Origin of the sequence: Microbacterium sp. Se63.02b, assembly GCF_014171575.1 — a bacterium.
GTDB lineage: Bacteria > Actinomycetota > Actinomycetes > Actinomycetales > Microbacteriaceae > Microbacterium.
The window spans coordinates 1,910,443-1,930,712 of the sequence record NZ_CP050453.1; the positions used below are offsets into that span (position 1 = coordinate 1,910,443).

The 20,270-nt window shown below is 67.2% G+C and carries 26 protein-coding genes and 1 pseudogene; 22 read left to right on the forward strand and 5 right to left on the reverse strand.

The features are described from left to right. Positions 1-4: 4 nt before the first annotated feature. Positions 5-1,156 carry a glutamate--cysteine ligase gene (locus G4G29_RS09375; protein WP_183152607.1) on the reverse strand — a complete coding sequence of 384 codons (1,152 nt, stop codon included), beginning with the start codon at positions 1,154-1,156 and terminating at the stop codon, positions 5-7. 208 nt (positions 1,157-1,364) lie between these two features. Here G4G29_RS09375 and rpsP point away from each other — a divergent pair, with 208 nt between their 5' ends. The 4 genes from rpsP to trmD are packed head-to-tail and all read left to right on the forward strand — an operon-like array spanning position 1,365 to position 3,376. Further along, entirely contained in the window at positions 1,365-1,799 is a 435-nt protein-coding gene (gene rpsP, locus G4G29_RS09380; RefSeq protein ID WP_183152608.1) for a 30S ribosomal protein S16, read from the forward strand. Positions 1,800-1,805: 6 nt separating this feature from the next. Continuing rightward, positions 1,806-2,036 carry an RNA-binding protein gene (locus G4G29_RS09385; RefSeq protein ID WP_183152609.1) on the forward strand — a complete coding sequence of 77 codons (231 nt, stop codon included), beginning with the start codon at positions 1,806-1,808 and terminating at the stop codon, positions 2,034-2,036. After that, positions 2,020-2,637: a ribosome maturation factor RimM gene (gene rimM / locus G4G29_RS09390; RefSeq protein WP_183152610.1), complete on the forward strand. Its 618-nt coding sequence runs from the start codon at positions 2,020-2,022 to the stop codon at positions 2,635-2,637. Before G4G29_RS09385 ends, rimM begins: the two co-directional genes overlap by 17 nt. A 19-nt stretch (positions 2,638-2,656) precedes the next feature. Next, on the forward strand, positions 2,657-3,376 hold the full coding sequence (trmD, locus tag G4G29_RS09395) for a tRNA (guanosine(37)-N1)-methyltransferase TrmD (protein ID WP_183152611.1): 720 nt from the start codon (positions 2,657-2,659) through the stop codon (positions 3,374-3,376). Positions 3,377-3,409: 33 nt separating this feature from the next. On the opposite strand, the gene G4G29_RS09400 is transcribed toward trmD, so the two are convergent. Then, a complete protein-coding gene (locus G4G29_RS09400) occupies positions 3,410-3,982 on the reverse strand; it encodes a histidine phosphatase family protein (RefSeq protein ID WP_183152612.1) in 573 nt (190 codons plus the stop codon). 91 nt (positions 3,983-4,073) lie between these two features. On the opposite strand from G4G29_RS09400, the gene G4G29_RS09405 reads away from it, so the two are divergent. Next, the gene (locus G4G29_RS09405) at positions 4,074-4,811 is read left to right on the forward strand and encodes a class I SAM-dependent methyltransferase (RefSeq protein WP_183152613.1); all 738 of its coding nucleotides are present in this window, start codon (positions 4,074-4,076) and stop codon (positions 4,809-4,811) included. Positions 4,812-4,841: 30 nt separating this feature from the next. Here G4G29_RS09405 and map read toward each other — a convergent pair whose 3' ends face one another. Next, positions 4,842-5,624 carry a type I methionyl aminopeptidase gene (gene map / locus G4G29_RS09410; RefSeq protein ID WP_183152614.1) on the reverse strand — a complete coding sequence of 261 codons (783 nt, stop codon included), beginning with the start codon at positions 5,622-5,624 and terminating at the stop codon, positions 4,842-4,844. Positions 5,625-5,734: 110 nt separating this feature from the next. Between map and G4G29_RS09415 the strand changes: the two genes are divergently transcribed. The 9 genes and pseudogenes from G4G29_RS09415 to G4G29_RS23410 all read left to right on the forward strand — a co-directional run bounded on the left by G4G29_RS09415 (position 5,735) and on the right by G4G29_RS23410 (position 11,834). Further along, the gene (locus G4G29_RS09415) at positions 5,735-6,223 is read left to right on the forward strand and encodes an MFS transporter permease (RefSeq protein WP_183152615.1); all 489 of its coding nucleotides are present in this window, start codon (positions 5,735-5,737) and stop codon (positions 6,221-6,223) included. 170 nt (positions 6,224-6,393) lie between these two features. After that, positions 6,394-6,741, forward strand: a complete 348-nt coding sequence (gene rplS, locus G4G29_RS09420; protein ID WP_026050001.1) for a 50S ribosomal protein L19 — start codon at positions 6,394-6,396, stop codon at positions 6,739-6,741. 118 nt (positions 6,742-6,859) lie between these two features. Then, positions 6,860-7,585 carry a signal peptidase I gene (gene lepB, locus G4G29_RS09425; RefSeq protein WP_183152616.1) on the forward strand — a complete coding sequence of 242 codons (726 nt, stop codon included), beginning with the start codon at positions 6,860-6,862 and terminating at the stop codon, positions 7,583-7,585. Further along, entirely contained in the window at positions 7,582-8,241 is a 660-nt protein-coding gene (locus tag G4G29_RS09430) for a ribonuclease HII (RefSeq protein WP_183152617.1), read from the forward strand. The genes lepB and G4G29_RS09430 overlap by 4 nt, the downstream gene beginning before the upstream one ends. Before the next feature lie 60 nt (positions 8,242-8,301). Then, positions 8,302-8,628 carry a DUF2469 family protein gene (locus G4G29_RS09435; protein WP_017204525.1) on the forward strand — a complete coding sequence of 109 codons (327 nt, stop codon included), beginning with the start codon at positions 8,302-8,304 and terminating at the stop codon, positions 8,626-8,628. 127 nt (positions 8,629-8,755) lie between these two features. Further along, entirely contained in the window at positions 8,756-9,118 is a 363-nt protein-coding gene (locus G4G29_RS09440) for a YraN family protein (RefSeq protein WP_183152618.1), read from the forward strand. Next, positions 9,115-10,639, forward strand: a pseudogene (locus G4G29_RS09445) (YifB family Mg chelatase-like AAA ATPase). Before G4G29_RS09440 ends, G4G29_RS09445 begins: the two are co-directional and overlap by 4 nt. Beyond that, positions 10,639-11,391 carry a DNA-processing protein DprA gene (locus tag G4G29_RS09450; RefSeq protein WP_274601241.1) on the forward strand — a complete coding sequence of 251 codons (753 nt, stop codon included), beginning with the start codon at positions 10,639-10,641 and terminating at the stop codon, positions 11,389-11,391. Before G4G29_RS09445 ends, G4G29_RS09450 begins: the two are co-directional and overlap by 1 nt. Beyond that, positions 11,325-11,834, forward strand: coding sequence for a DNA-processing protein DprA (locus G4G29_RS23410; RefSeq protein ID WP_274601237.1), 510 nt, complete (start codon positions 11,325-11,327; stop codon positions 11,832-11,834). The genes G4G29_RS09450 and G4G29_RS23410 overlap by 67 nt, the downstream gene beginning before the upstream one ends. A gap of 90 nt (positions 11,835-11,924) precedes the next feature. Here G4G29_RS23410 and G4G29_RS09455 read toward each other — a convergent pair whose 3' ends face one another. After that, positions 11,925-12,536 (reverse strand): helix-turn-helix domain-containing protein, encoded by a 612-nt coding sequence (locus G4G29_RS09455; RefSeq protein ID WP_183152619.1) that lies wholly within the window; start codon positions 12,534-12,536, stop codon positions 11,925-11,927. 256 nt (positions 12,537-12,792) lie between these two features. Between G4G29_RS09455 and G4G29_RS09460 the strand changes: the two genes are divergently transcribed. Then, positions 12,793-13,266, forward strand: a complete 474-nt coding sequence (locus G4G29_RS09460) for a hypothetical protein (protein ID WP_244632562.1) — start codon at positions 12,793-12,795, stop codon at positions 13,264-13,266. Between the two features lie 255 nt (positions 13,267-13,521). After that, on the forward strand, positions 13,522-14,424 hold the full coding sequence (locus G4G29_RS09465) for a tyrosine recombinase XerC (RefSeq protein ID WP_183152620.1): 903 nt from the start codon (positions 13,522-13,524) through the stop codon (positions 14,422-14,424). 21 nt (positions 14,425-14,445) lie between these two features. Here G4G29_RS09465 and G4G29_RS09470 read toward each other — a convergent pair whose 3' ends face one another. Beyond that, positions 14,446-14,961 carry a M23 family metallopeptidase gene (locus G4G29_RS09470; RefSeq protein ID WP_183152621.1) on the reverse strand — a complete coding sequence of 172 codons (516 nt, stop codon included), beginning with the start codon at positions 14,959-14,961 and terminating at the stop codon, positions 14,446-14,448. Positions 14,962-15,267: 306 nt separating this feature from the next. On the opposite strand from G4G29_RS09470, the gene rpsB reads away from it, so the two are divergent. The 6 genes from rpsB to G4G29_RS09500 all read left to right on the forward strand — a co-directional run bounded on the left by rpsB (position 15,268) and on the right by G4G29_RS09500 (position 20,238). Then, a complete protein-coding gene (gene rpsB / locus G4G29_RS09475; protein WP_183152622.1) occupies positions 15,268-16,209 on the forward strand; it encodes a 30S ribosomal protein S2 in 942 nt (313 codons plus the stop codon). A gap of 43 nt (positions 16,210-16,252) precedes the next feature. After that, a complete protein-coding gene (tsf, locus tag G4G29_RS09480) occupies positions 16,253-17,080 on the forward strand; it encodes a translation elongation factor Ts (RefSeq protein WP_183152623.1) in 828 nt (275 codons plus the stop codon). A 92-nt stretch (positions 17,081-17,172) separates the two neighbouring features. Then, positions 17,173-17,889: a UMP kinase gene (gene pyrH / locus G4G29_RS09485; protein WP_017830711.1), complete on the forward strand. Its 717-nt coding sequence runs from the start codon at positions 17,173-17,175 to the stop codon at positions 17,887-17,889. A 68-nt stretch (positions 17,890-17,957) separates the two neighbouring features. Further along, positions 17,958-18,512 carry a ribosome recycling factor gene (frr, locus tag G4G29_RS09490; RefSeq protein ID WP_029263480.1) on the forward strand — a complete coding sequence of 185 codons (555 nt, stop codon included), beginning with the start codon at positions 17,958-17,960 and terminating at the stop codon, positions 18,510-18,512. Between the two features lie 5 nt (positions 18,513-18,517). Then, entirely contained in the window at positions 18,518-19,660 is a 1,143-nt protein-coding gene (locus G4G29_RS09495) for a phosphatidate cytidylyltransferase (protein ID WP_183152624.1), read from the forward strand. Then, entirely contained in the window at positions 19,660-20,238 is a 579-nt protein-coding gene (locus tag G4G29_RS09500) for a DivIVA domain-containing protein (protein WP_183152625.1), read from the forward strand. Before G4G29_RS09495 ends, G4G29_RS09500 begins: the two co-directional genes overlap by 1 nt. Positions 20,239-20,270 lie beyond the last annotated feature (32 nt).

Sequence of the window (20,270 nt, forward strand, 5' to 3'; positions counted from 1 at the left end):
CGCGCTACGTCCCGTCGGTGGACGATTCGGGTCCCGAACGGAACTCGCGGATGAGGTGCTGCACCACCGCCGTCAGATCGCCCGCTGTCGCATTGGCGATGACGAGCTGCCTCTCGTAACTGGCGCCGTGCTCGAGCGTCTCGGCGTTGCCGCCGAACTCGCGGACGCAGCCGAGTTCGACGGCGACGGGAGCGAGTTCCTCGAGGGCCTCCGAGAGATGGTCGCGCACCGGGCGCTGGGTTCCCTCGGCATCGACGATGACCCGCGCGTCGAGTCCGTAGCGTGCCGCGCGCCACTTGTTCTCGCGGTGGAACCAGGCGGGGAGTTGGGGGAGTCGCCTGCCCTCGTCGAGCATGCGGGAGAAGTGCTCGACGAGCACCTGGACCAGTGCTGCGACGGAGGCGAGTTCGGGCAACGTCGAGAGCCCATCGCACGCGCGGACCTCGATGGTTCCCCAGCGTGGCGCCGGTCGGATGTCCCATCGCACCTCGGTGGCGTCCGCCATCACCCCGGTGCGGACCATGTCGTCGAGGTACGACTCGTACTCGGACCAGTCGCGCAGCGGCCAGGGGAGACCCGCGGTGGGGAGCTGCTGGAACACGAGCGCACGGTTCGACGCGTACCCCGTGCGCTCTCCCGCCCAGAACGGGCTCGACGCGGAGAGGGCTTGCAGGTGGGGAAGGAAGGCGGACAGTGCATTGATGATCGGGAAGACCTTGCGGTGATCCTCGACGCCGATATGCACGTGGATTCCCCAGATCATCATGTTCCTGCCCCACCACTGGGTGCGTTCGATCAGGGTGTGATAGCGGGACTTGTCGGTGACCTGCTGGTCGTACCACTGTGCGAACGGGTGGCTACCCGCCGAGAGCAACTCGATGCCGGCCGGATCGGTCGCCGATCGCACGGCGGTGATCGCGTTCGCGATGTCGTCGACGGCGTGCGCGACCGAGTCGCCGATGCCGCTCGTCACCTCGATCGTGTTCGTCAGCAGCTCGCCCGTGACGGTGTGTCGCTCGTCCTCGCTCTCGGCTTCCAGCGCGGCGAGCAGTTCCGGGGCGCGTCCGACGAGGTCACCGCTCACGGGATCCGCGAGCATGATCTCCCATTCGAGACCGACGGTGGAGCGGGCGGAAGAGGCGAACTCGAGCTTCACCCGCACAGTCTGACACGCGTGCGGCGCGACACGACAACGTCGTTGCCTCACGTTTCGCGCCCGAGGCTCGCATCTGGCAGAATAGAGGGTCGGACGGCTGCTCGACCCTCTATCCAGCTTTCGTCCACACTCATTTGAGCTTCCGCCGGGTGTGCACCCCACTCTCCAGGCGATCAGTTCGTTTCCTTCCACACAATTCAGGAGAATCGTGGCTGTCAAGATTCGTCTCAAGCGCCTGGGCAAGATCCGCGCGCCTTACTACCGCATCGTCGTCGCCGACTCGAAGACCAAGCGCGACGGTCGCGTGATCGAGGAGATCGGCAAGTACCACCCCACCGAGGAGCCTTCGTTCATCGAGGTCGACTCCGAGCGTGCACAGTACTGGCTCTCCGTCGGCGCGCAGCCGACCGAGCAGGTCGCCGCCATCCTCAAGATCACGGGCGACTGGGGCAAGTTCAAGGGCGACAAGGACGCGAAGTCCACGCTCAAGGTCGCCGAGCCGAAGGTCCCCTTCGAGATCGACGCCTCCAAGAAGTCCGTCGTCAAGCCCAAGGTCGAGAAGAAGGTGGAGGCTCCCGCTGAGGAGGCTCCCGCCGCGGCCGACGCGGAGGCCGCTGAGGCTCCCGCAGCAGACGCAGAGTAATCCGTCGTGCTCGCCGCCGCGCTCGAACACATCGTCAAGGGGATCGTCGATCACCCGGAAGATGTGCGTATCAACGAATCCACTTCGCCGCGAGGCGACCTCCTCGAGGTGCGCGTGCACCCCGATGACCGTGGACGCGTGATCGGGCGCGGCGGCCGCACCGCGAAGGCCCTTCGCACCCTCATCAGCGCTCTCGCTGACGGGCGTCGGGTCCGCGTCGATGTCGCGGACGACTGACGTGGTGCCGAAGGACCGCAACCAGGGCAAGAACCAGCTGCGCGTCGGTCGCCTCGTGAAGGCGCACGGACTCAAGGGCGGACTCAAGCTCGAGCTCTACACCGACAACCCCGAGGGGCGTTTCGTCCCGGGTGCCGGCTTCACGTTGCAGGTGCCAGAGGCATCGCCGTGGCACGGCAAGGATGTCACCGTTCGCGAGTACCGCGTGATGAACGGCAACCCCGTGGTGTTCTTCCAAGATGTCGACGACCGCGACGCCGCAGAGAGCCTCGTCCGAGCGATCCTCTGGATCGACCAGGATGTCGACGAGGTCGAAGACGATGCGTGGTTCGACCACCAGCTGGTCGGGCTCGACGTCGTCCGCGACGACCTCGTCATCGGTCGGGTCGTGCGCGTCGAGCATTTCCCCGCGCAAGATCTCCTCATCGTGAAGAGCGGCGATCATGAGGTCATGGTCCCCTTCGTCTCGGCGATCGTCCCCACGGTGGATGTCGCTGAAGGACGGCTGATCGTGACGCCGCCTCCAGGGCTCTTCGAAGATCTCGCGGACGCCGCCGACGCCGGACCGCAGGCGACTCCGGATGCTGAAGCGTCCGAGTGACCGCTGATACGGTTCCCCCGTGCGCATCGACGTCCTCTCCATCTTCCCGTCCTACTTCGACGGCCTGACTCTCTCCCTCCTGGGGAAGGCGCAGGACGCGGGAATCCTCGACCTCCGCGTGCGCGACCTTCGGGACTGGGCTTTCGACCGCCACCGCACCGTGGACGACACGCCTTACGGCGGCGGCGCAGGCATGGTCATGAAGCCCGAACCGTGGGGGCTCGCCCTCGATGAGATCGCGGGTGATGTCGCTGCAGGCGAGGCCGCGCCGCCGACCATCATCTTCCCGTCCCCGGCCGGCGAGGTCTTCACGCAGAAGACGGCGCGCGACCTTGCGACGCGTGAGCACCTGATCTTCGGGTGCGGTCGCTACGAAGGCATCGACGAACGCGTCTTCGAATACGCTTCGCAGCTCGGCGAAGTACGTCTGATCAGCCTCGGGGACTACGTTCTCAACGGAGGAGAGGTCGCCACGATGGCGATGATCGAAGCGATCGGGCGTCTCATCCCCGGGGTCGTCGGCAATCCCGAGAGCCTCGTCGAGGAATCGCACGAGGATGGTCTGCTGGAGTATCCCTCCTACACGAAGCCCGCGTCGTGGCGGGAACGTACGGTTCCTGATGTGCTGCTGAGCGGCAACCACGCGGCGATCGCCGCCTGGCGGCGGGACCAGCAGTTCGAACGCACACGTCGTCGTCGCCCCGACCTCCTGCCGAGCGACGACACGCCGCAGCCCTGACCGGGCGCGCAGCACTCTCCGCCGCCCTCCGGATCAGAGCATCCGCTCGGAGGTCCGGTCGATCTCGAAGACCACCCCGTGCGGGTGTCGCAGCGCCAGCGCGTTCGTCGCGTCCAGTCCCCGCAGTTCGGCCCTCAGCATGCGACCGATCATCTCGTGGCTCACGAGCAGGGGGACGCCCGTCGATGCCCATCCGCAACTGCTGAGTGCTTTTCGGGCACGGGCGCGTGCCTGTGCGTAGCTCTCGCCCCCGGGGAAGGCCCACCCATAGCGGTTGGCGGCGCGTTCCTCCCTGGCTGTGGGATAGGCCTCGTCGATCTCCTCCCAGGTCATGCCGGCGAGTTCGCCGTGATCGACCTCCGCAAGCTCCGGGACCTCGATCAGGTCGGCACCGATACGGTCGGCGATGATGATGGCGGTCTGCCAGGCCCTGCCGAGGGGACTCGAGCACACGCTGACGACACCGACATCGGCGAGGCGCTCCGCCAGCGCACGGGCCTGCTCGATACCCTCTGCGGTCAGCGGCGAGTCCAGTTGCCCCTGCAGTCGTCGCTCCAGATTCCAGGTCGTCTGGCCATGGCGAGCCAGAAGCAGTCGCTCCGGCACGTGACGGTCCTGCGGAATCATGGACTCAATATGGCACACCCGGCGCCGTCGGTCGCGGGACTGCTCGTCGGACCGCTGATAGCGTCGAGACATGCCTGATGACGTCCTGGCCAGATCCTTCGAACTGATCGGGGGCGACTATGACCGCTATCGGCCCGGATTCCCTGAGGCCGCCGCGTCGGCGATCATCCCCGAGCGTGTGACTGCGGTGCTCGACCTGGGAGCGGGGACGGGGAAGTTCACCGAGATGCTCGCGCGGAGGGCGGAGCGCATCGTCGCGGTCGAACCGTCCGAGCGCATGATCCAGGTGCTCCGGTCGAAGCTCCCCGAGGTCGAGTCGTGGCTCGGCACGGCGGAGCACATCCCGCTGGCGGACGCATCGATGCAGGTCGTGACGGTCGCGCAGGCGTTCCACTGGTTCGATCGCGACGTCGCCTGCACGGAGATCAAGAGAGTCCTGGTCGACGGCGGCACGCTCGGACTCGTGTGGAATCACGCGGATCCCACGTGCGCGTGGGACCGGGCGTGCCACCGCATCGCGCATCCCGCCGTGACCGAGACCGACGCCACCACCGACAGCGCCGACAGTGCCCTCCCCGGCTTCCTGTTCACCCGGCACGAAGAGGTGCGTTGGGTGGAGCGCCTCACGCGCGAGCACTACCTTCGCCGCTGGTCGACCGTGAGCACCTTTCTGACCGCCGACGACGAGACCGCCGCCCGGATGTCGAGTGCCATCGAGGCGGTCTTGGATGACGCCGTCGACACCCGAGGTCGGGACGAGTTCGACCTTCCGCACGTGACTGACGTCTACATCTATCGGAGCGATTGAGACCCGCCCCGACCTCGGCGACGGGACTCGTCAGTCGACCCCGAGGAACGACCGGTCGGTCAGGATGATCGGTCCCTCTTCGGTGATCGCGATGGTGTGCTCGGAATGCGCGCCCCGGGAGCCGTCGGCACTGCGCAACGTCCAGCCGTCGGGGTCGGTGACCAGCTCATCGGTGGTCGCGAGGAACCAGGGCTCGAGCGCGAGTACGAGTCCCGCGCGGAGCGGGAAGCCCCGCCCCGGTCGCCCATCGTTCGCCACATGCGGGTCCCCGTGCATCGTGCGTCCGACACCGTGCCCGCCGAAGTCCGTGTTGATCGAGTAGCCCTCGCCGTGCGCCACCGCGGCGATCGCTGCAGAGATATCCCCGATGCGGTTGCCGACCGTCGAGGTCTCGATCGCGGCGACGAGAGCTCGCTCTGTCGTGTCGATGAGACGGAGGTCCTCGTCCCGCGGAGTGCCGACGACGAAGGAGACGGCGGAGTCGGCCACCCATCCGTCCACCGCGACCGCGAAGTCGAGGGTCACGAGGTCGCCGTCGCGAAGCGTGTAGTCGTGGGGGAGACCGTGCAGCACGGCATCGTTCACCGACGTGCAGATGACCTTGCCGAACGGGCTGGCGCCGAAGGACGGGTGGTAGTCGATGTAGCAGGACTCGGCACCCGCCTTGCGGATCATGTCGTGTGCGCGCCGATCGATCGAGAGGAGATTCGTCCCGACCTTCGTGTCGTCTCGGAGCGTCGCGAGCGTCTCCGCGACGAAACGTCCGGCAGCGCGCATCTCGTCGATCTCGGCAGGGGTGCGCAATTCGATCATCGGGTGTCCTCTCGTCTCTCCCATTCTCCCTGATCTCGAGGGCAGGGTTCCGCGGCCCGCTCTCAGCGAACACCGCACCTCGGGCGGAACAGACGACGTACGATCTGAGCATGTGGTTGCGACAGGCCTTCTTCCGCTGGCTCCTCCCGGCAGCCTTCCTGCTGCCGCTGTGGCTGCTGATCGGCTGGGGGGTGTTCCAAGGCGGCTGGTCGATCCTCTGGGTGCTCCTGATCGCGATGCCCTCCGTCTTCCTCGGGCAGCTGCTGCTCACCCTGCTCACCCGTTCCCGCCCCTCGGTGCGAATCGAGCGCGCCGTGTCCTGGTGGGATGTCGCGGGCTTCACCGTCTGGAACGGCCTCACCATCGCGGTCGGGTTCTTCATCGACGGGGCGTTCCCGTGGCTGCTCACCGGAGCCATCGTCGCGGGCATCGGTCTCATCTGGTTGCAACTGTGGCAGCTGTGGAACGAGGCGAAGGGCAGCGGAACGAGGCTGCGCGAGACGATCTCATGGTCGACGATCCCCGCAGCCGACGAGCAGGCCCCGCCGACGCGCGCGCACGAGGTCATCGTCGTCCGCGAGACGGACATCCGCGACTGAGGCCGCGGTTTTGGCCGCGCAGAGCATCCGTGGCAGAATGGGTGTTTGTGCCGTGACCGGTTCTGCCTCAGGGGAGCCCGCGGACGCATCAGCGCCGTACGGCACACCCCCTTTCTTGTTCCTTCCGAAATCATGCATCCGACCTGAGGCGAGTGCAGAGAGAGACGATCATGCAGATCCTCGATGCCGTTGACGCGGCTTCCCTCCGTTCCGACATCCCCGACTTCGGTCCCGGCGACACCGTCAAGGTGCACGTCAACATCACCGAGGGCAGCCGCTCCCGTATCCAGGTCTTCCAGGGTGTGGTCATCGGCCGTCAGGGCGACAGCGTCCGCGAGACCTTCACGGTCCGCAAGATCAGCTTCCAGGTCGGCGTCGAGCGTACCTTCCCGGTGCACTCCCCGGTGATCGACCACATCGAGGTCGTCACCCGCGGTGACGTGCGTCGCGCGAAGCTCTACTACCTCCGCCAGCTCCGTGGCAAGAAGGCGAAGATCAAGGAGAAGCGCGACCGCTGAGTCGCAGCTGCTCCACAGCACCCCGGGACACGATGTCCCGGGGTGCTGTGTTCTCTCCCCGGTGTGCGACCCTTGATACGGTCGCGCCAGAGCGGTGTACGACTCGAGAAGGAACCTGATGACTGAATCGCCGACCGCGCGCACTTCCAGACGACGACGCGGGTTCCTGATCTTCCTCCGAGACGTCCTGGTGATCATCGTGATCGCCGCGCTGGTGTCCTTCGTGGTGAAGACCTTCGTCGTCCGCTCGTTCTACATCCCGTCGGCGTCCATGGAGCGCACTCTGTTGGTGAAGGACCGCATCCTCGTCGACGAGCTCACCCCACGATGGACCGCGTACGAGCGCGGCGACGTCGTCGTGTTCAAGGACCCGGGTGGATGGCTCGATGTGCAGCCGCAGACGCCGCCACAGCCTCCGCTGGTGCAGGCCGTCGACTGGGTGCTGAACTTCGTCGGCATCTCCGCGACCGATTCACAGGACCACCTCGTCAAGCGCGTGATCGGCCTTCCCGGCGATCACGTCGTATGCTGCAATGCGCTCGGCCAGATCACCATCAACGGCGCGCCGATAGACGAACTCAGCTACTTGAACCTCCCTGAGGGCGACACTGCCGCGTCGAACGAGCCGTTCGACGTGGTCGTCCCTGAGGACTCGGTGTGGCTGCTCGGCGACAACCGTGACCGATCGCGTGATTCCCGCGCGCATCAGGAGCTGCCCAGCGGCGGATTCGTACCGATGGAGAACATCGTCGGCAAGGCCTTCCTGACGACGTGGCCGTTGAACCGGCTGGGACCCATCGACGGGCACCATGACATCTTCAACGGAGTTCCGGACGCGGAATGACCGTCATCACGCCGAAGCTGACCCTGGAGCGCAGGCTCCTGGGGGAGTGCGAGCTGATCATCTCGCTCGACGAGGTCGGCAGGGGGGCGCTTGCCGGTCCTGTCGCCGTCGGCGCGGCCATGATGGACGCTGCAGGTGCGCGTCGACGGGTACCGGAAGGGCTTCGCGACTCCAAGCTCGTGACGGAGAAGCGTCGGCCGCAGGTCGCGGCTCGTGCCGCGGCGTGGGTGCAGGCGTCCGCAGTCGGCTGGGCGAGTGCGCAGGAGGTCGACGAGGTCGGCATAATGCGAGCGCTCGGCCTCGCGGCGTCACGAGCCGTGCAGGCGATCGCCGATCAGGGCGCGGCCCTGGGCGATGCCCTCGTCCTGCTCGACGGCAACCACGACTACGTGTCGAGAGTGCACCCCGAGCCCTTGCGCGTCCGTCCGGTGATCAAGGCCGACCGCGACTGCGCGTCGGTCTCCGCGGCGTCGGTCATCGCGAAGGTCGCGCGCGACACCTACATGGCGGAACTCCACGAGAGCCATCCCGCGTATCAGTGGAATCGGAACAAGGGGTACGCGAGCCCCGAGCACCGCGACGCGATTCGCCACAACGGTCTGTCGCCGTTCCATCGGGCGTCCTGGGCCATCGCCGACGCTCCCACCCTGTTCTGAAGAGCCGGGGGAGCCGCCGATGCCGCACCGCACCGCGCGCGACTCTAGGATGGACACATCATGGATGAGGAAGCCTTCGACGATTACGACCGCGAACTCGAGCTGGCCCTGTTCCGGGAGTATCGGGACGTGGTCTCCCAGTTCCAGTACGTCGTCGAGACCGAGCGCCGGTTCTACCTGGCGAACGAGGTCAATGTCGTCCGTCGCGACACCGAGCACGACTTCTACTTCGAGATCTCGATGAGCGACGTGTGGGTGTGGGATATCTATCGTGCCGATCGCTTCGTGAAAGCCGTCCGGGTGTTGACGTTCAAGGACGTCAACGTCGAGGAGCTGCAGCGGCGCGAATTCGAACTGCCGCAGGAGCTCTCCCTCGACGGAGAGTGATCTACGGCTGTGGAGCGCGTCCACGGCCGCCCTCCACATCTGTTCGATTCCCGCGGTTCTCCCCAGGAGGCGCGCGAGCGACTGAGGACCTCGCGATCTCGTCGTCGCGCCGCATGATGCTGAGGGCATGGCAGAGAAGGATGAACTCGGCAGGGCAGGCGAAGCCCGAGCGGCACAGCACCTGACAGACAGCGGATACCGCGTGCTCGTCAGAAACTGGCGGTGTGCGCAGGGCGAGCTCGACATCATCGCCGCTCGCGGCGGGCATCTCGCCGTGGTGGAGGTGAAGACTCGTCGGTCGATGGCCTTCGGGCATCCGTTCGAGGCGGTCGACCATCGAAAGCGTCGTCGCCTGTGGAAACTCGCGCAGGCCTGGATCGCCGAGAATCCAGACGCCGTTCGTGGTCTCGTCGTGCGCATCGACGTGATCGGCATCATCGGTACGGATCCGGCGACCGGTACGCTCGAGCATCTCGAGGACATCGCGTGAGCACGGCGCGGACCTGGGCGGTCGCTCTCGCCGGTGTCGACGGGCACCTCGTGGAGGTAGAAGCTGATCTGTCGAATCAGACCCCGGAGTTCAGGATCATCGGGCTGCCGGACAAATCGCTCGGAGAGGCCGTCCAGCGGGTCCACAACGCGTGCAAGAACACGGGCCTCGACCTGCCGCGGCGCAGGCTCACGGTGAACCTGTCGCCCGCGAGCCTGCCCAAGCACGGAGCGGGATTCGACCTGGCGATCGCGGTGGCCTCGCTCGCAGCCGGCGGTTCGCTCGCGGCGCGTTCCATCGCGGCGACGGTGCACATCGGCGAGCTCGGCCTCGATGGTCGAGTCCGGCCGGTTCCCGGCGTGCTCCCCGCGGTGTTCGCGGCCGCTCGTGCGGGCTTCGACGCGGTGATCGTTCCACGAGGGAACGAGGCGGAGGCGAGGCTGGTGACAGGCATCGAGGTGCGCGGTGCCGCATCTCTCGCCGAGGTCGCCGTATGGCACGGGGCCGACGTGGAGGTGCCTGACGTCGCGACCGTCCACCCGCCCGCTGTGGCGATGCGAGAAGGAGCCGATCTGGACCTGTCCGAGATCGTCGGGCAGGAAGAGGCCGTCGACGCACTCATCGTCGCTGCCGCTGGCGGCCACCACCTTCTCTTGAGCGGACCCCCTGGAGCGGGCAAGACGATGCTCGCTCGAAGGCTGCCAGGGATCATGCCGCCGCTCGATGAGCAGGACGCGCTCGAGGTCGCCTCGGTCAAGTCTCTCAGCGGTGAGCACGTGGCCACGCTCGATCGAGTGCCACCGCTCGAGGCGCCGCATCACAGTGCATCCGTCGCTGCGCTGGTCGGCGGCGGCTCCCGTGCGGCACGACCCGGGGCTATCGCACGAGCCCACTGCGGTGTGCTGTTCCTCGACGAAGCGGCGGAGTTCTCACGTGTCGCGCTGGACGCATTGCGTCAGCCGCTCGAGGCCGGTGTGATCGAGGTCAATCGCGCGGGCTTCACGGCGCATTTCCCCGCGCGCTTCCAACTGCTTCTCGCGATGAACCCCTGCCCGTGCGGCAACCACGGCGTCAGGGGCGCCGAGTGCACGTGCCCACCGATGTCGATCCGTCGGTACTCCGGCCGTCTCTCCGGTCCCCTCCGAGACCGCATCGACATCGGCCTGCAGGTGAATCGCGTCGCCGCGTCACGGGCGGCGGGAGTCGGACGCACGACGACATCGAAGGCGAGATCGCAGGTGGTCACCGCTCGTGCACGCGCCGCACAGCGGTGGAAGAGCACACCCTGGCGGCGCAATGCCGAGGTTCCGGGGAACATGGCTCCGCCAGGGGGAGCTGCGACTCTCCGCGGCGACACGCTTCCCGCTGGATCGCGCTCTCGAACGCGGAGCGCTCACTCTCCGCGGCTACGACCGTGTGCTTAGGGTGGCATGGACGATGGCCGACCTGGCGGGACTCGACAGGCCGGGGATCGACGAGGTCGGTCTCGCGCTGCACCTGCGGGGAGGGCTCCTCCGATGATGGACGAAGCGCTCCGAGACCCGGACACTGTGGCCGCACTACATCGCATCCACCCGGGTGATGACGTCGCCGAATGTCTCGCGAGGGCGGCGTGGACGGTGATCGCCGAGCCGGGAGACGCCGCTGCCGGTGCTCTGATCGAGGCGCTGGGACCGGAGGACGCGTTGGCGGTTGCATTGGGGGCGGGCCTCCAGTCATCGGAATGGAGCGCCACCGGGCGGGCCTCCCGCGTCCTTGCGGAGGGGCGTGCCCGGTGGCGGCCTCGGGCGCGAGGCGACGCCCTGCGACAGGCGATCCGCGGCGCCGACGAGGTCGGAGCGCGTCTGCTGACACCGGGCGATGAGCATTGGCCTGCGTCCCTGGATGATCTCGGACCTCACACGCCGATCGCACTATGGGTGCGTGGTGACGCGTCTGCCCTCTCCTGCGCACCGCGTGTGTCCGTGGTCGGTGCCCGCGCCGCCACCGGGTACGGGGAGCAAGTCGCAGCGGAGCTCGCGGGAGATCTCGCATCCGCCGGCGTTGTGATCGTGTCGGGAGGCGCCTATGGCATCGACGGGGCCGCGCATCGCGCGGCGCTCGGCGTTCAGGGCACGACCGTGGCGTTCCTCGCCGGCGGGGTCGACCGGGCCTATCCGATCGGCCACCGAAGGCTTTTTTGCAGCAGATCACCCGCGATGGCGCGGTGGTCAGCGAGCCGCCGTGCGGAACCGCGCCGACGAAGTGGCGCTTCCTCGCACGCAATCGCTTGATCGCTGCGCTCGGGCAGGCGACGGTCGTCGTGGAGGCCGGGTGGCGCAGCGGTTCGCTGAACACCGCAGGGCACGCTGCGTCGCTCGGCCGCCCGCTCGGTGCCGTTCCCGGACCGGTGACCTCCGCGTCCTCGGCCGGATGTCACCGGCTGTTCCGTGAGTACGACGCGCAATGCGTGACGTCCGCCCGTGAGGTGAGAGAGCTGTGGGCGCCGGTCGGGGTCGAGACCTCCGACACAGCCGATGCGGCGAGACACCCGGACCGCGCGCGGGTACTCGATGCGATGGGCGCCAGGTCGAGGGTCTCTGTCGAGGAGATAGCCCGTCGGTCTGGCATGTCACCCGATCGTGTGCGCTCGCTCCTGGGTCTGCTGCATCTCGAGGGAGATGTCGCGCTCGATGAGGTGGGCTGGCATCGGGCCCGGTCGGCCTCGGGGTCATGATGCCGGGTATCCGCCTCTGCTCCGGTGAGGCCGCGGCGGAGTGCATCGGTCATGGGATCGCCCGCACCGCAGACCCGTGGAGGAGAGAGCTCACGCGGCGGGCCACCCGCTCGTGATCGCGCGGACTGCGAGACGCAGGGTCTCGGTCTCGGAGTCGACGCGCACCGTCTCCGAGGGCAGTGCGCGTTCGGTCGCGATGCCGGACGTCACCGTAGCCAGGAACCGGGCTCGTGCCTCGATGCGACCCGCGGGGATCGCGCCTTCGTCGACCAGGGCGGTGAGCCACTGCTCGATCCGGTGGCGCCCCATGCGTTCCAGAGCGAGGTACGTCGCGGCCTCGTCTTCGGACGGGGACGTGGCCACATACGCCTCGTAGAGGGCGCCCCACTGCTGCCGGGCCCGGTCGCCCACTCCGACTTGGGCGAGGAGCAGTTGCAGGCACGCGAGGAGGCGCTCTTCCGGCGTCAGGGAGTGATCATTTATCGGATCGTCGGGAATCTTCAGGTCGTACATCGCGGCGACCACCGTCTCGACGAGTGCGCGCTGCGTCGGGAAGAAGTGGCGCAACGAGCCTGTGCTCACCTGGGCGCGGGCGGCTACCGCCCGCACGCTCAGGCGCGCGGTGGGATTCTCTCCGAGCATCGTCGCTGCGGCGACGAGGATCTTCGATCGCGTTCCCGGTTCCTTCGATTCGACATCCATGTCCGTCCTTCGTATGACGTGCCTATTACAGTGTGCTAGCTTAGGTCGCTCGTGGCTATCACGCTGTACTAGTTTAGGGGACGACGACTTGGGCATCATGAACTGGCGCAATCGCCGCGTCCGCGCCGGGTCCGGCGAACCGTTGCGGCGGTACCGCTGGTGGCAGATGTTCAGCCGGTCCGTCCGCTCGATCACGCTGACGGAGGAAGACGGCGGGACGTCGATCTACACCGTCGAGGTCCGCCACGCGGGCGACATGACGGACGGCGAGGTTCGCGCGCGCCTCTACGTCGATGGCTCGCTGCAGTCGTACGCGAAGATGCCCACCCGCTTCTCGGTGCCGGGCGGCCACATCGAGGTGGCGATCACAGGTTTCGGACTCAAGCGATGCCACTTCGTGCCAAGGGACGGCGTGGAACAGCAGCTTGCGCCCGATCCGCGGTCGGCCGAAGGTCGCCGCGCCCGGCTGCATCGGCGGCACCCCGGTGCGAGTCGCCTGATCAGCCTTCTCTCCATTGCGTTCGTCATCATCGGACTGTGCGTGGAGGTGCCCCAGATCATCGAAGCCCTCTCACAGATCCCGCCGGTCGCCGAATCGATCGGCACCTTCATCTCTCCCATTCGCCTTCCCCTCCACATCAATCTGATGATCGGGCTGGCAGCGGTCGTCGGCAGTACGGAGCGAGCCCTGCGGATGCGATCGAGCTGGATCGATGAACTCGCCAGCTGAAGATCCCACGGAAGCACCCGACAGGCACAACAGCCTCGAGAACAGCTCCCGAACCCGTGGTGGACCCGGAAGGTCGGCTCAGCCCTCACCCGACCGCACACCCCTTGCGACCGCTGATGCCGTCGCGACCGAGATGTAGGGTCACGAGCCGCGACCAGCGCATCACCCATCCGGAGAGTCACCCTGCCCCGGGGTCACGACCCCACTCCGGCGAGGCTGCGGGGGTCCGAATCGGTCACGGGGCAAGCTGGAGGCATGGATCTCGCGGTCGCTGCCGAGGCGTTCGTCGATCACCTCGAGAGGGTGCGTCGGCTCTCTCCGGCGACCGCGAAGGCGTATCGGTCGGACCTGCGCGACCTGCACGCCGCGGCGAACGGCATGCTTCTCGAAGAGATCGACCTCGAGACTCTCAGAGACTGGCTGTGGCGTGCGACGCAACGGGGGGATGCGAGATCGACACTCGCGCGGCGATCCGCGGCCGCGCGGTCCTTCTTCCGGTGGGCGCAGGAACAAGGGCTGATCGCGCACGACCCGAGTCTGCGGCTCATCGCCCCGAAGAAGGGGCACACCCTGCCGACGATCGCCTCCCGTGACGCCATGACGACTCTGCTCGACGCGCACCGGGCCGCGGCAGAAGCCGGCGATCCGATCGCTCTGCGGGATCATGCGATCCTCGAGGTGCTCTACGGCTCTGGCGTGCGTGTGTCGGAACTCTGCGGCCTCGACATCGACGACCTCGACCTGGACCGGGGAACCGCCCGCGTGCTGGGCAAGGGCGGGAAGGAGCGCATCGTCCCCTTCGGCGTCCCCGCACGCGATGCGCTGAATGCCTATCTGAGTCGCGGGAGGCCAGCCCTCGTGGCGCGGTCGAAGAGCTTCACACCCGCCGTGATCCTGGGAAGCCGCGGGGCGCGAATCGGCCCGCGCACGGTGTATCAGCTCGTCGCGCGTGTCCTCGCGCCGATCGTCGGCGCCGAGACGATCGGGCCCCATGCGCTCAGACACACCGCGGCAACGCACCTCCTCGACGGCGGTGCGGATCTGAGAGCGGTGCAGGAGATCCTCGGTCACGCGAGTCTCGGGACCACGCAGATCTACACCCATGTGTCCGCAGAGCGTCTGACGGCCACGTACCGGCTGGCTCACCCGCGCGCGTGATCCGCACCCATCGGCCGCGGGTCAGGTGCAGCAGGGGAGCAACACCGCGCGGGGAACACCGCCGAAGAGCAGCATCGGATTGATGTACGCGTCGTCGCGCCTCACCCCGACGTGGAGGGAACCCGGCGAGGTATGCCCGCCCACGTCGACGGTCCCGATGTCCTGGCCGGCAGCGACAGAGTCGCCGGGCTCGAGCGACGATCCCAGTGGTTCGTACGTCGACACGAGTCCGTCAGCGTGGGCGATGGTCAGGAGAGGCCGATCCACCACGGTGCCGCGGAACGCCACGACTCCGTCGGCAGGTGCGCGAACCTCCGCCCCGATCGAGGTGCCCAGATCGATGCCACGGTGGCCTGCACCGTATTCGCTCGCCGGGGCGCGATAGGGCTGCGTGACGACATGCGCCCCTGCCACCGGCCACCTCCACTGCGGGAGGCTCCCGGACGCGACCGACGCGGCGGGTGCATGGGTGGGGGAGGTGAGGCACAGCACGACGGCGATTGCGCATGCGGACAGCGCTCGAACGAGAGAAGGCACGAGGCCATCCTCTGGCGCCGAGGGAGCGACCGATCCGTCGACGCCAGCCCGAGAACGGGGCGGAGGGAGAAGACCCACGTGCCACGGGCAGTGCAGGGGGAGTGAAGCCGCGCCATCCTGTATGCTGGGGGAGCACCTCGATATCGGGGTGACTACGCGTGCCCACAGCGATTCATTCGCGGCATCCACATCCACAGGTCCTTCTCTCCGAGGAGGCGGGTGTGCGCCGGGCACCAGGAAGTCCGATCATCCGATCGGCTTGACAACCTCAAGGGCGCAGAATCGCGCCAGAACCAGGAGACGACCATGGCTGTGGTCACCATCCGCCAGCTGCTCGACAGCGGCGTGCACTTCGGACACCAGACCCGTCGGTGGAACCCGAAGGTCAAGCGCTTCATCCTCACGGAGCGCAGCGGCATCCACATCATCGACCTCCAGCAGTCGCTCGGCTACATCGACAAGGCCTACGACTTCGTCAAGGAGACCGTCGCACACGGCGGCACGATCCTCTTCGTCGGCACCAAGAAGCAGGCGCAGGAGATCCTCGCCGAGCAGGCCACCCGCGTCGGCCAGCCCTTCGTGAACCAGCGCTGGCTCGGTGGACTCCTCACCAACTTCCAGACGATCTCCAAGCGTCTCGCACGCATGAAGGAGCTCGAGGAGCTCGACTACGAGACCCCGGCGAACAGCGGCTTCACGAAGAAGGAGCTGCTTCTCAAGAAGCGCGAGCTCGACAAGCTGCACAAGTCCCTCGGTGGTATCCGCAACCTCACGAAGACGCCGTCGGCCATCTGGGTCGTCGACGCCAAGCGCGAGCACCTCGCGATCGACGAGGCCAAGAAGCTCGGCATCCCGGTGATCGGCATCCTCGACACCAACGCGGATCCGGACGACTTCCAGTACCCGATCCCCGGCAACGACGACGCGATCCGCTCCGTGTCGCTGCTCACGCGTATCATCGCCGACGCTGCGGCCGAGGGCCTTCAGCAGAAGCACAACCCGGAGTCGGGCGACGCAGAGCCGCTGGCCGAGTGGGAGAAGGAACTGCTCGAGACCCCGGTCGAGGAGTCCGCCGACGCCGCCGAGATCGTGACCGCCGACGACGCGGCTGCTGTCGTCGAGACGCCTGCTGCCGACGAGACCGCTGCCGATGAGGCCGGTGCCGAGGCGCACGACGAGGCGATCGCCGCCGCTTCCGGTGAGGAGACCGCCGAGGTCGCCGCTGCCGAGGCTGCAGACGCCAAGTAATCCCTCGTACACACATACATAACGAAGCAAGGAGCCACCACACATGGCCAACTTCACCATCGCTGACCTCAAGGCGCTGCGTGAGCAGCTCGGCACGGGAATGGTCGACACCAAGAAGGCGCTCGAGGAGGCCGACGGAGACGTCGCGAAGGCCACCGAGATCCTGCGTCTCAAGGGTGCGAAGGGCAACGCGAAGCGCGCTGACCGCTCCACCAGCGAGGGACTGATCGTCGCTCGCGAGCAGGACGGCGCCGTGACGCTCATCGAACTCGCCTGCGAGACCGACTTCGTCGCGAAGAACGAGCGCTTCATCGCGCTGGCCGACAAGGTCGCCGACGCCGCCGCAGCGGTCAAGGCCGACTCGGTCGACGCCGCCCTCGCCGCATCCGCCGGTGACAAGAGCGTCGAGCAGGTCATCTCGGAAGAGGCCGCCATCATCGGCGAGAAGGTCGAGCTGCGCCGCGTGCGCACGATCACCGGCGACAAGGTCGAGGTCTACCTGCACCGCACCAGCAAGGACCTGCCGCCGCAGATCGGCGTCGTCGTCGCCTACTCGGGTGACGACGCCGAGACCGCGCGCAGCATCGCGCAGCACATCTCGTTCGCGAACCCGTCCTACCTGTCCCGCGAGGATGTCCCGTCCGACGCCGTCGAGAAGGAGCGCGAGATCGTCACCGAGATCTCCCGCAACGAGGGCAAGCCGGAAGCGGCTCTCCCGAAGATCGTCGAAGGTCGCGTTTCCGCGTTCATCAAGCAGGTCGCCCTGCTCGAGCAGGACTACGCCAAGGACAACAAGCTCTCTGTCGCCCAGGTCGCGAAGGACGCCGGTATCACCGTGACGGACTTCGCGCGCTTCAAGGTCGGCGCGTAGCAACGTCGAAGGGGTTCGGATCGCCAAGATCCGAACCCCTTCTTCATGCCCACGAGGCACTATCTTGAATCGGGACGAGAGGACACCCACCCATGACTGAACGCACCGGACGCCGCCGCGTCCTTCTCAAACTCTCCGGCGAGGCCTTCGGGGCCGGACAGCTGGGTGTGAGCCCTGACGTGGTCTCTCAGATCGCCCGCGACATCGCCGCGGCCGTCGACCGCGTCGAGGTCGCGATCGTCGTCGGCGGGGGCAATTTCTTCCGCGGCGCGGAGCTCAGCCAGCGTGGCATGGATCGCGGACGTGCCGACTACATGGGCATGCTCGGCACCGTCATGAACGCCCTCGCTCTGCAGGACTTCCTCGAGCAGGCCGGGGCAGCGACGCGCGTGCAGTCGGCGATCTCGATGACCCAGGTCGCAGAGCCCTACATCCCGCGTCGCGCCGAGCGTCACCTGGAGAAGGGCCGCGTCGTGATCTTCGGCGCGGGCGCCGGTCTGCCCTACTTCTCCACCGACACCGTGGCAGCGCAACGTGCGCTCGAGATCGGCGCAGACGAGGTCCTCGTCGCCAAGAACGGCGTCGACGCGATCTACACCGCCGACCCGAACAAGCACGCCGACGCGGAGCGCATCGAACGCGTCACCTACCGTGACGCCCTGCAGCGTGGCCTCAAGGTCGTCGACTCCACAGCCTTCAGCCTCTGCATGGACAACAGCATGGACATGCGGGTGTTCGGCATGGAGCCCGCAGGCAACGTCACCCGTGCGCTGCTCGGCGAGCCGATCGGCACCCTCGTCACCGCCTGAGCGTGTGACACGGCGGAGACGGCTTCGCCCGATAGAATTTGCAGAACACCCCGACGATAGGAGTCACCGTGATCGCGGACGTCCTCGCTGAAACCACCACTCGTATGAACAGGGCGGTCGAAGCTGCCAAGGAGGACTTCTCCACGGTGCGCACCGGTCGTGCGAACCCGCAGATGTTCCAGAAGGTGCTCGTCGACTACTACGGCACCCCCACGCCGATCGCTCAGCTCGCTTCGCTGGCCAATCAGGAGGCTCGTACCCTCATCATCACGCCGTACGACAAGTCGGCGCTGAAGGCGATCGAGCAGGCCATCCGCGACATGCCGAACCTCGGGGTCAACCCGACGAACGACGGTAATCTCGTCCGTGTCACGATGCCGGAGCTGACCGCGGAGCGGCGCAAGGAGTACGTGAAGCTCGTCAAGACGAAGGCCGAAGACGCGAAGGTGCACGTCCGCGGAATCCGTCGCAAGGCGAAGGACGAGTTGGACGCTCTCAAGAGCGAACTCGGCGAGGACGAGATCGCGCGCGGCGAGAAGGAGCTGGACGGCCTGACGCGTCAGCACGTCGACCTCATCGACGACGCGCTGAAGCGCAAAGAGGCCGAACTCCTCGAGGTGTAGTCAGGATGACTGACGAAAAGCGAGAAGCCGACGACGGCAGGCCGGTGACGCGCCGTGAGGCGCGTGACGACACGCTGCCCGACGGCGTCCCGCTCGCGGACGAGGCGTTCCCGTCATTCGACGCGGAAGCGATCCCGCCGCGTCCGCCTCTTCCCTCGTCTGCCGGCGCCCCGGCGCTGGCCGCCGGACCGCTCGACACCGCCGACCACAACGCGATCCGCGAGCAGTGGCGTGCGGCGAGGGACGAGCTGGGCACCCACGTCTCGCATGCCCGCGACCAGATCGACCAGGCCAACGAGCGGATCAAGGAGCGCACGGGACGAGACCTCGTTCTCGCGATCCTCATCGGTCTCGCCTTCGGGGCGGCACTGCTCGGGTCGCTGCTGTTCATCAAGGCGCTCTTCGTGCCGTTCGCCCTCGCCGCCGCGTTGCTCGGTGTATACGAGCTGTCTCGGGCGCTGCGGGCGTCCGGGCGACGGGTCGATGTCGTTCCACAACTCATAGCTGCGGCCTTCCTCGTGCTCTCCGCGTACTTCGCGGAACCATGGCTCTCCTGGGTGATGCTGTTCGTCGCGGTCGCCTTCGTCATCGTGTGGCGCCTCATCGCTCAGATGGTCGCCAAGGACGGTCGTACGTACGGCGACGTGCTCGGCGATGCCGTCATCAGCGGCTTCGTGCAGGTCTACGTGCCGTTCCTCGCCGGAGTCGCCCTCATCCTCCTCGAGCAGGAGGGCGGTCAATGGTGGGTGCTCAGCTTCATCGCCATCGCCGTCGCGGCTGACACGGGTGCCTATGCGGCGGGACTCGCCTTCGGCAGGCATCCGATGGCTCCGAAGATCAGTCCCAAGAAGACGTGGGAGGGATTCGGTGGCGCCGTGGTCGCCTCGCTCATCGCGGGCGTGCTCCTGGCGATCTTCCTCCTCGAGCTCCCCTGGTGGGCGGGGCTGATCTTCGGCGTGTCCATCCTGCTGTCGGCGACGCTCGGCGACCTCGGCGAGTCGATGCTCAAGCGCGATCTCGGCATCAAGGACATGAGCTCCTGGTTGCCGGGGCACGGCGGCCTGCTCGATCGGCTCGACAGCATCCTTCCCTCCACGATCCCGGCGCTCTGCCTCTACTTCCTCCTCTCTCCCTGGGTGGTGCTGTGATGACCGATGATCGACTCGTGGAGCCCGCGACGCAGACGCCGCCGGCGTTCGCGCTGACGTCGGGGCGTGAGCGCGGATACCACCGGGCGGCAGTGGACACGTTCCTCGCCTCCGCGCGGAGAGCTTTCGAAGCCGGGAACGAAGAACTCGGCGCTGAGGATGTGCGCACGGCCTCGTTCCCGCTCGTCAAGGGAGGCTACGTCGTCGCGGACGTGGATGCCGCTCTCGGGCGGGTGGAAGACGCCTTCGCAGCACGGGAGCGCGAGCGTGTGGTGCGCACTCAGGGAGCCGGTGCCTGGGTCGAGCAGGCGCGAGCGGACGCGCAGGTCATCCTCGATCATCTGGCTCGACCGCAGCGGCATCGTTTCGCTCGAACCGGCGTCCTCACCTTCGGCTACCGCATGGATGAAGTCGATCATGTGTCGACACGGATCGTGCGCTACCTCCGCGACGGCGATGCTCTGAGTGCCGAACAGCTCCGCTCGGCAGCTTTCAGAATGCAACGCGGTGGGTACCGCGAGGAGCAGGTCGACGCGCTCTTGGACGCCACGATCGAGGTCATTCTCGCTGTGCGTTGAGCTTCCTGATGGTCGATCCAGCTGTCTTTGCG

Bases quoted from the DNA above. Each gene is read 5' to 3' on its own strand.
- G4G29_RS09430 (WP_183152617.1), top strand. From the start codon at position 7,582: ATGACCGTCATCACGCCGAAGCTGACCCTGGAGCGCAGGCTCCTGGGG.
- map (WP_183152614.1), bottom strand. From the start codon at position 5,624: ATGATCGAATTGCGCACCCCTGCCGAGATCGACGAGATGCGCGCTGCC.
- G4G29_RS09440 (WP_183152618.1), top strand. From the start codon at position 8,756: ATGGCAGAGAAGGATGAACTCGGCAGGGCAGGCGAAGCCCGAGCGGCA.
- G4G29_RS09460 (WP_244632562.1), top strand. From the start codon at position 12,793: ATGACGGACGGCGAGGTTCGCGCGCGCCTCTACGTCGATGGCTCGCTG.
- G4G29_RS09435 (WP_017204525.1), top strand. From the start codon at position 8,302: ATGGATGAGGAAGCCTTCGACGATTACGACCGCGAACTCGAGCTGGCC.
- G4G29_RS09465 (WP_183152620.1), top strand. From the start codon at position 13,522: ATGGATCTCGCGGTCGCTGCCGAGGCGTTCGTCGATCACCTCGAGAGG.
- lepB (WP_183152616.1), top strand. From the start codon at position 6,860: ATGACTGAATCGCCGACCGCGCGCACTTCCAGACGACGACGCGGGTTC.
- rplS (WP_026050001.1), top strand. From the start codon at position 6,394: ATGCAGATCCTCGATGCCGTTGACGCGGCTTCCCTCCGTTCCGACATC.
- rimM (WP_183152610.1), top strand. From the start codon at position 2,020: ATGTCGCGGACGACTGACGTGGTGCCGAAGGACCGCAACCAGGGCAAG.
- G4G29_RS09455 (WP_183152619.1), bottom strand. From the start codon at position 12,536: ATGGATGTCGAATCGAAGGAACCGGGAACGCGATCGAAGATCCTCGTC.
- G4G29_RS09415 (WP_183152615.1), top strand. From the start codon at position 5,735: ATGTGGTTGCGACAGGCCTTCTTCCGCTGGCTCCTCCCGGCAGCCTTC.
- pyrH (WP_017830711.1), top strand. From the start codon at position 17,173: ATGACTGAACGCACCGGACGCCGCCGCGTCCTTCTCAAACTCTCCGGC.
- rpsB (WP_183152622.1), top strand. From the start codon at position 15,268: ATGGCTGTGGTCACCATCCGCCAGCTGCTCGACAGCGGCGTGCACTTC.
- G4G29_RS09500 (WP_183152625.1), top strand. From the start codon at position 19,660: ATGACCGATGATCGACTCGTGGAGCCCGCGACGCAGACGCCGCCGGCG.
- G4G29_RS09495 (WP_183152624.1), top strand. From the start codon at position 18,518: ATGACTGACGAAAAGCGAGAAGCCGACGACGGCAGGCCGGTGACGCGC.
- G4G29_RS09405 (WP_183152613.1), top strand. From the start codon at position 4,074: ATGCCTGATGACGTCCTGGCCAGATCCTTCGAACTGATCGGGGGCGAC.
- tsf (WP_183152623.1), top strand. From the start codon at position 16,253: ATGGCCAACTTCACCATCGCTGACCTCAAGGCGCTGCGTGAGCAGCTC.
- G4G29_RS09450 (WP_274601241.1), top strand. From the start codon at position 10,639: ATGGACGAAGCGCTCCGAGACCCGGACACTGTGGCCGCACTACATCGC.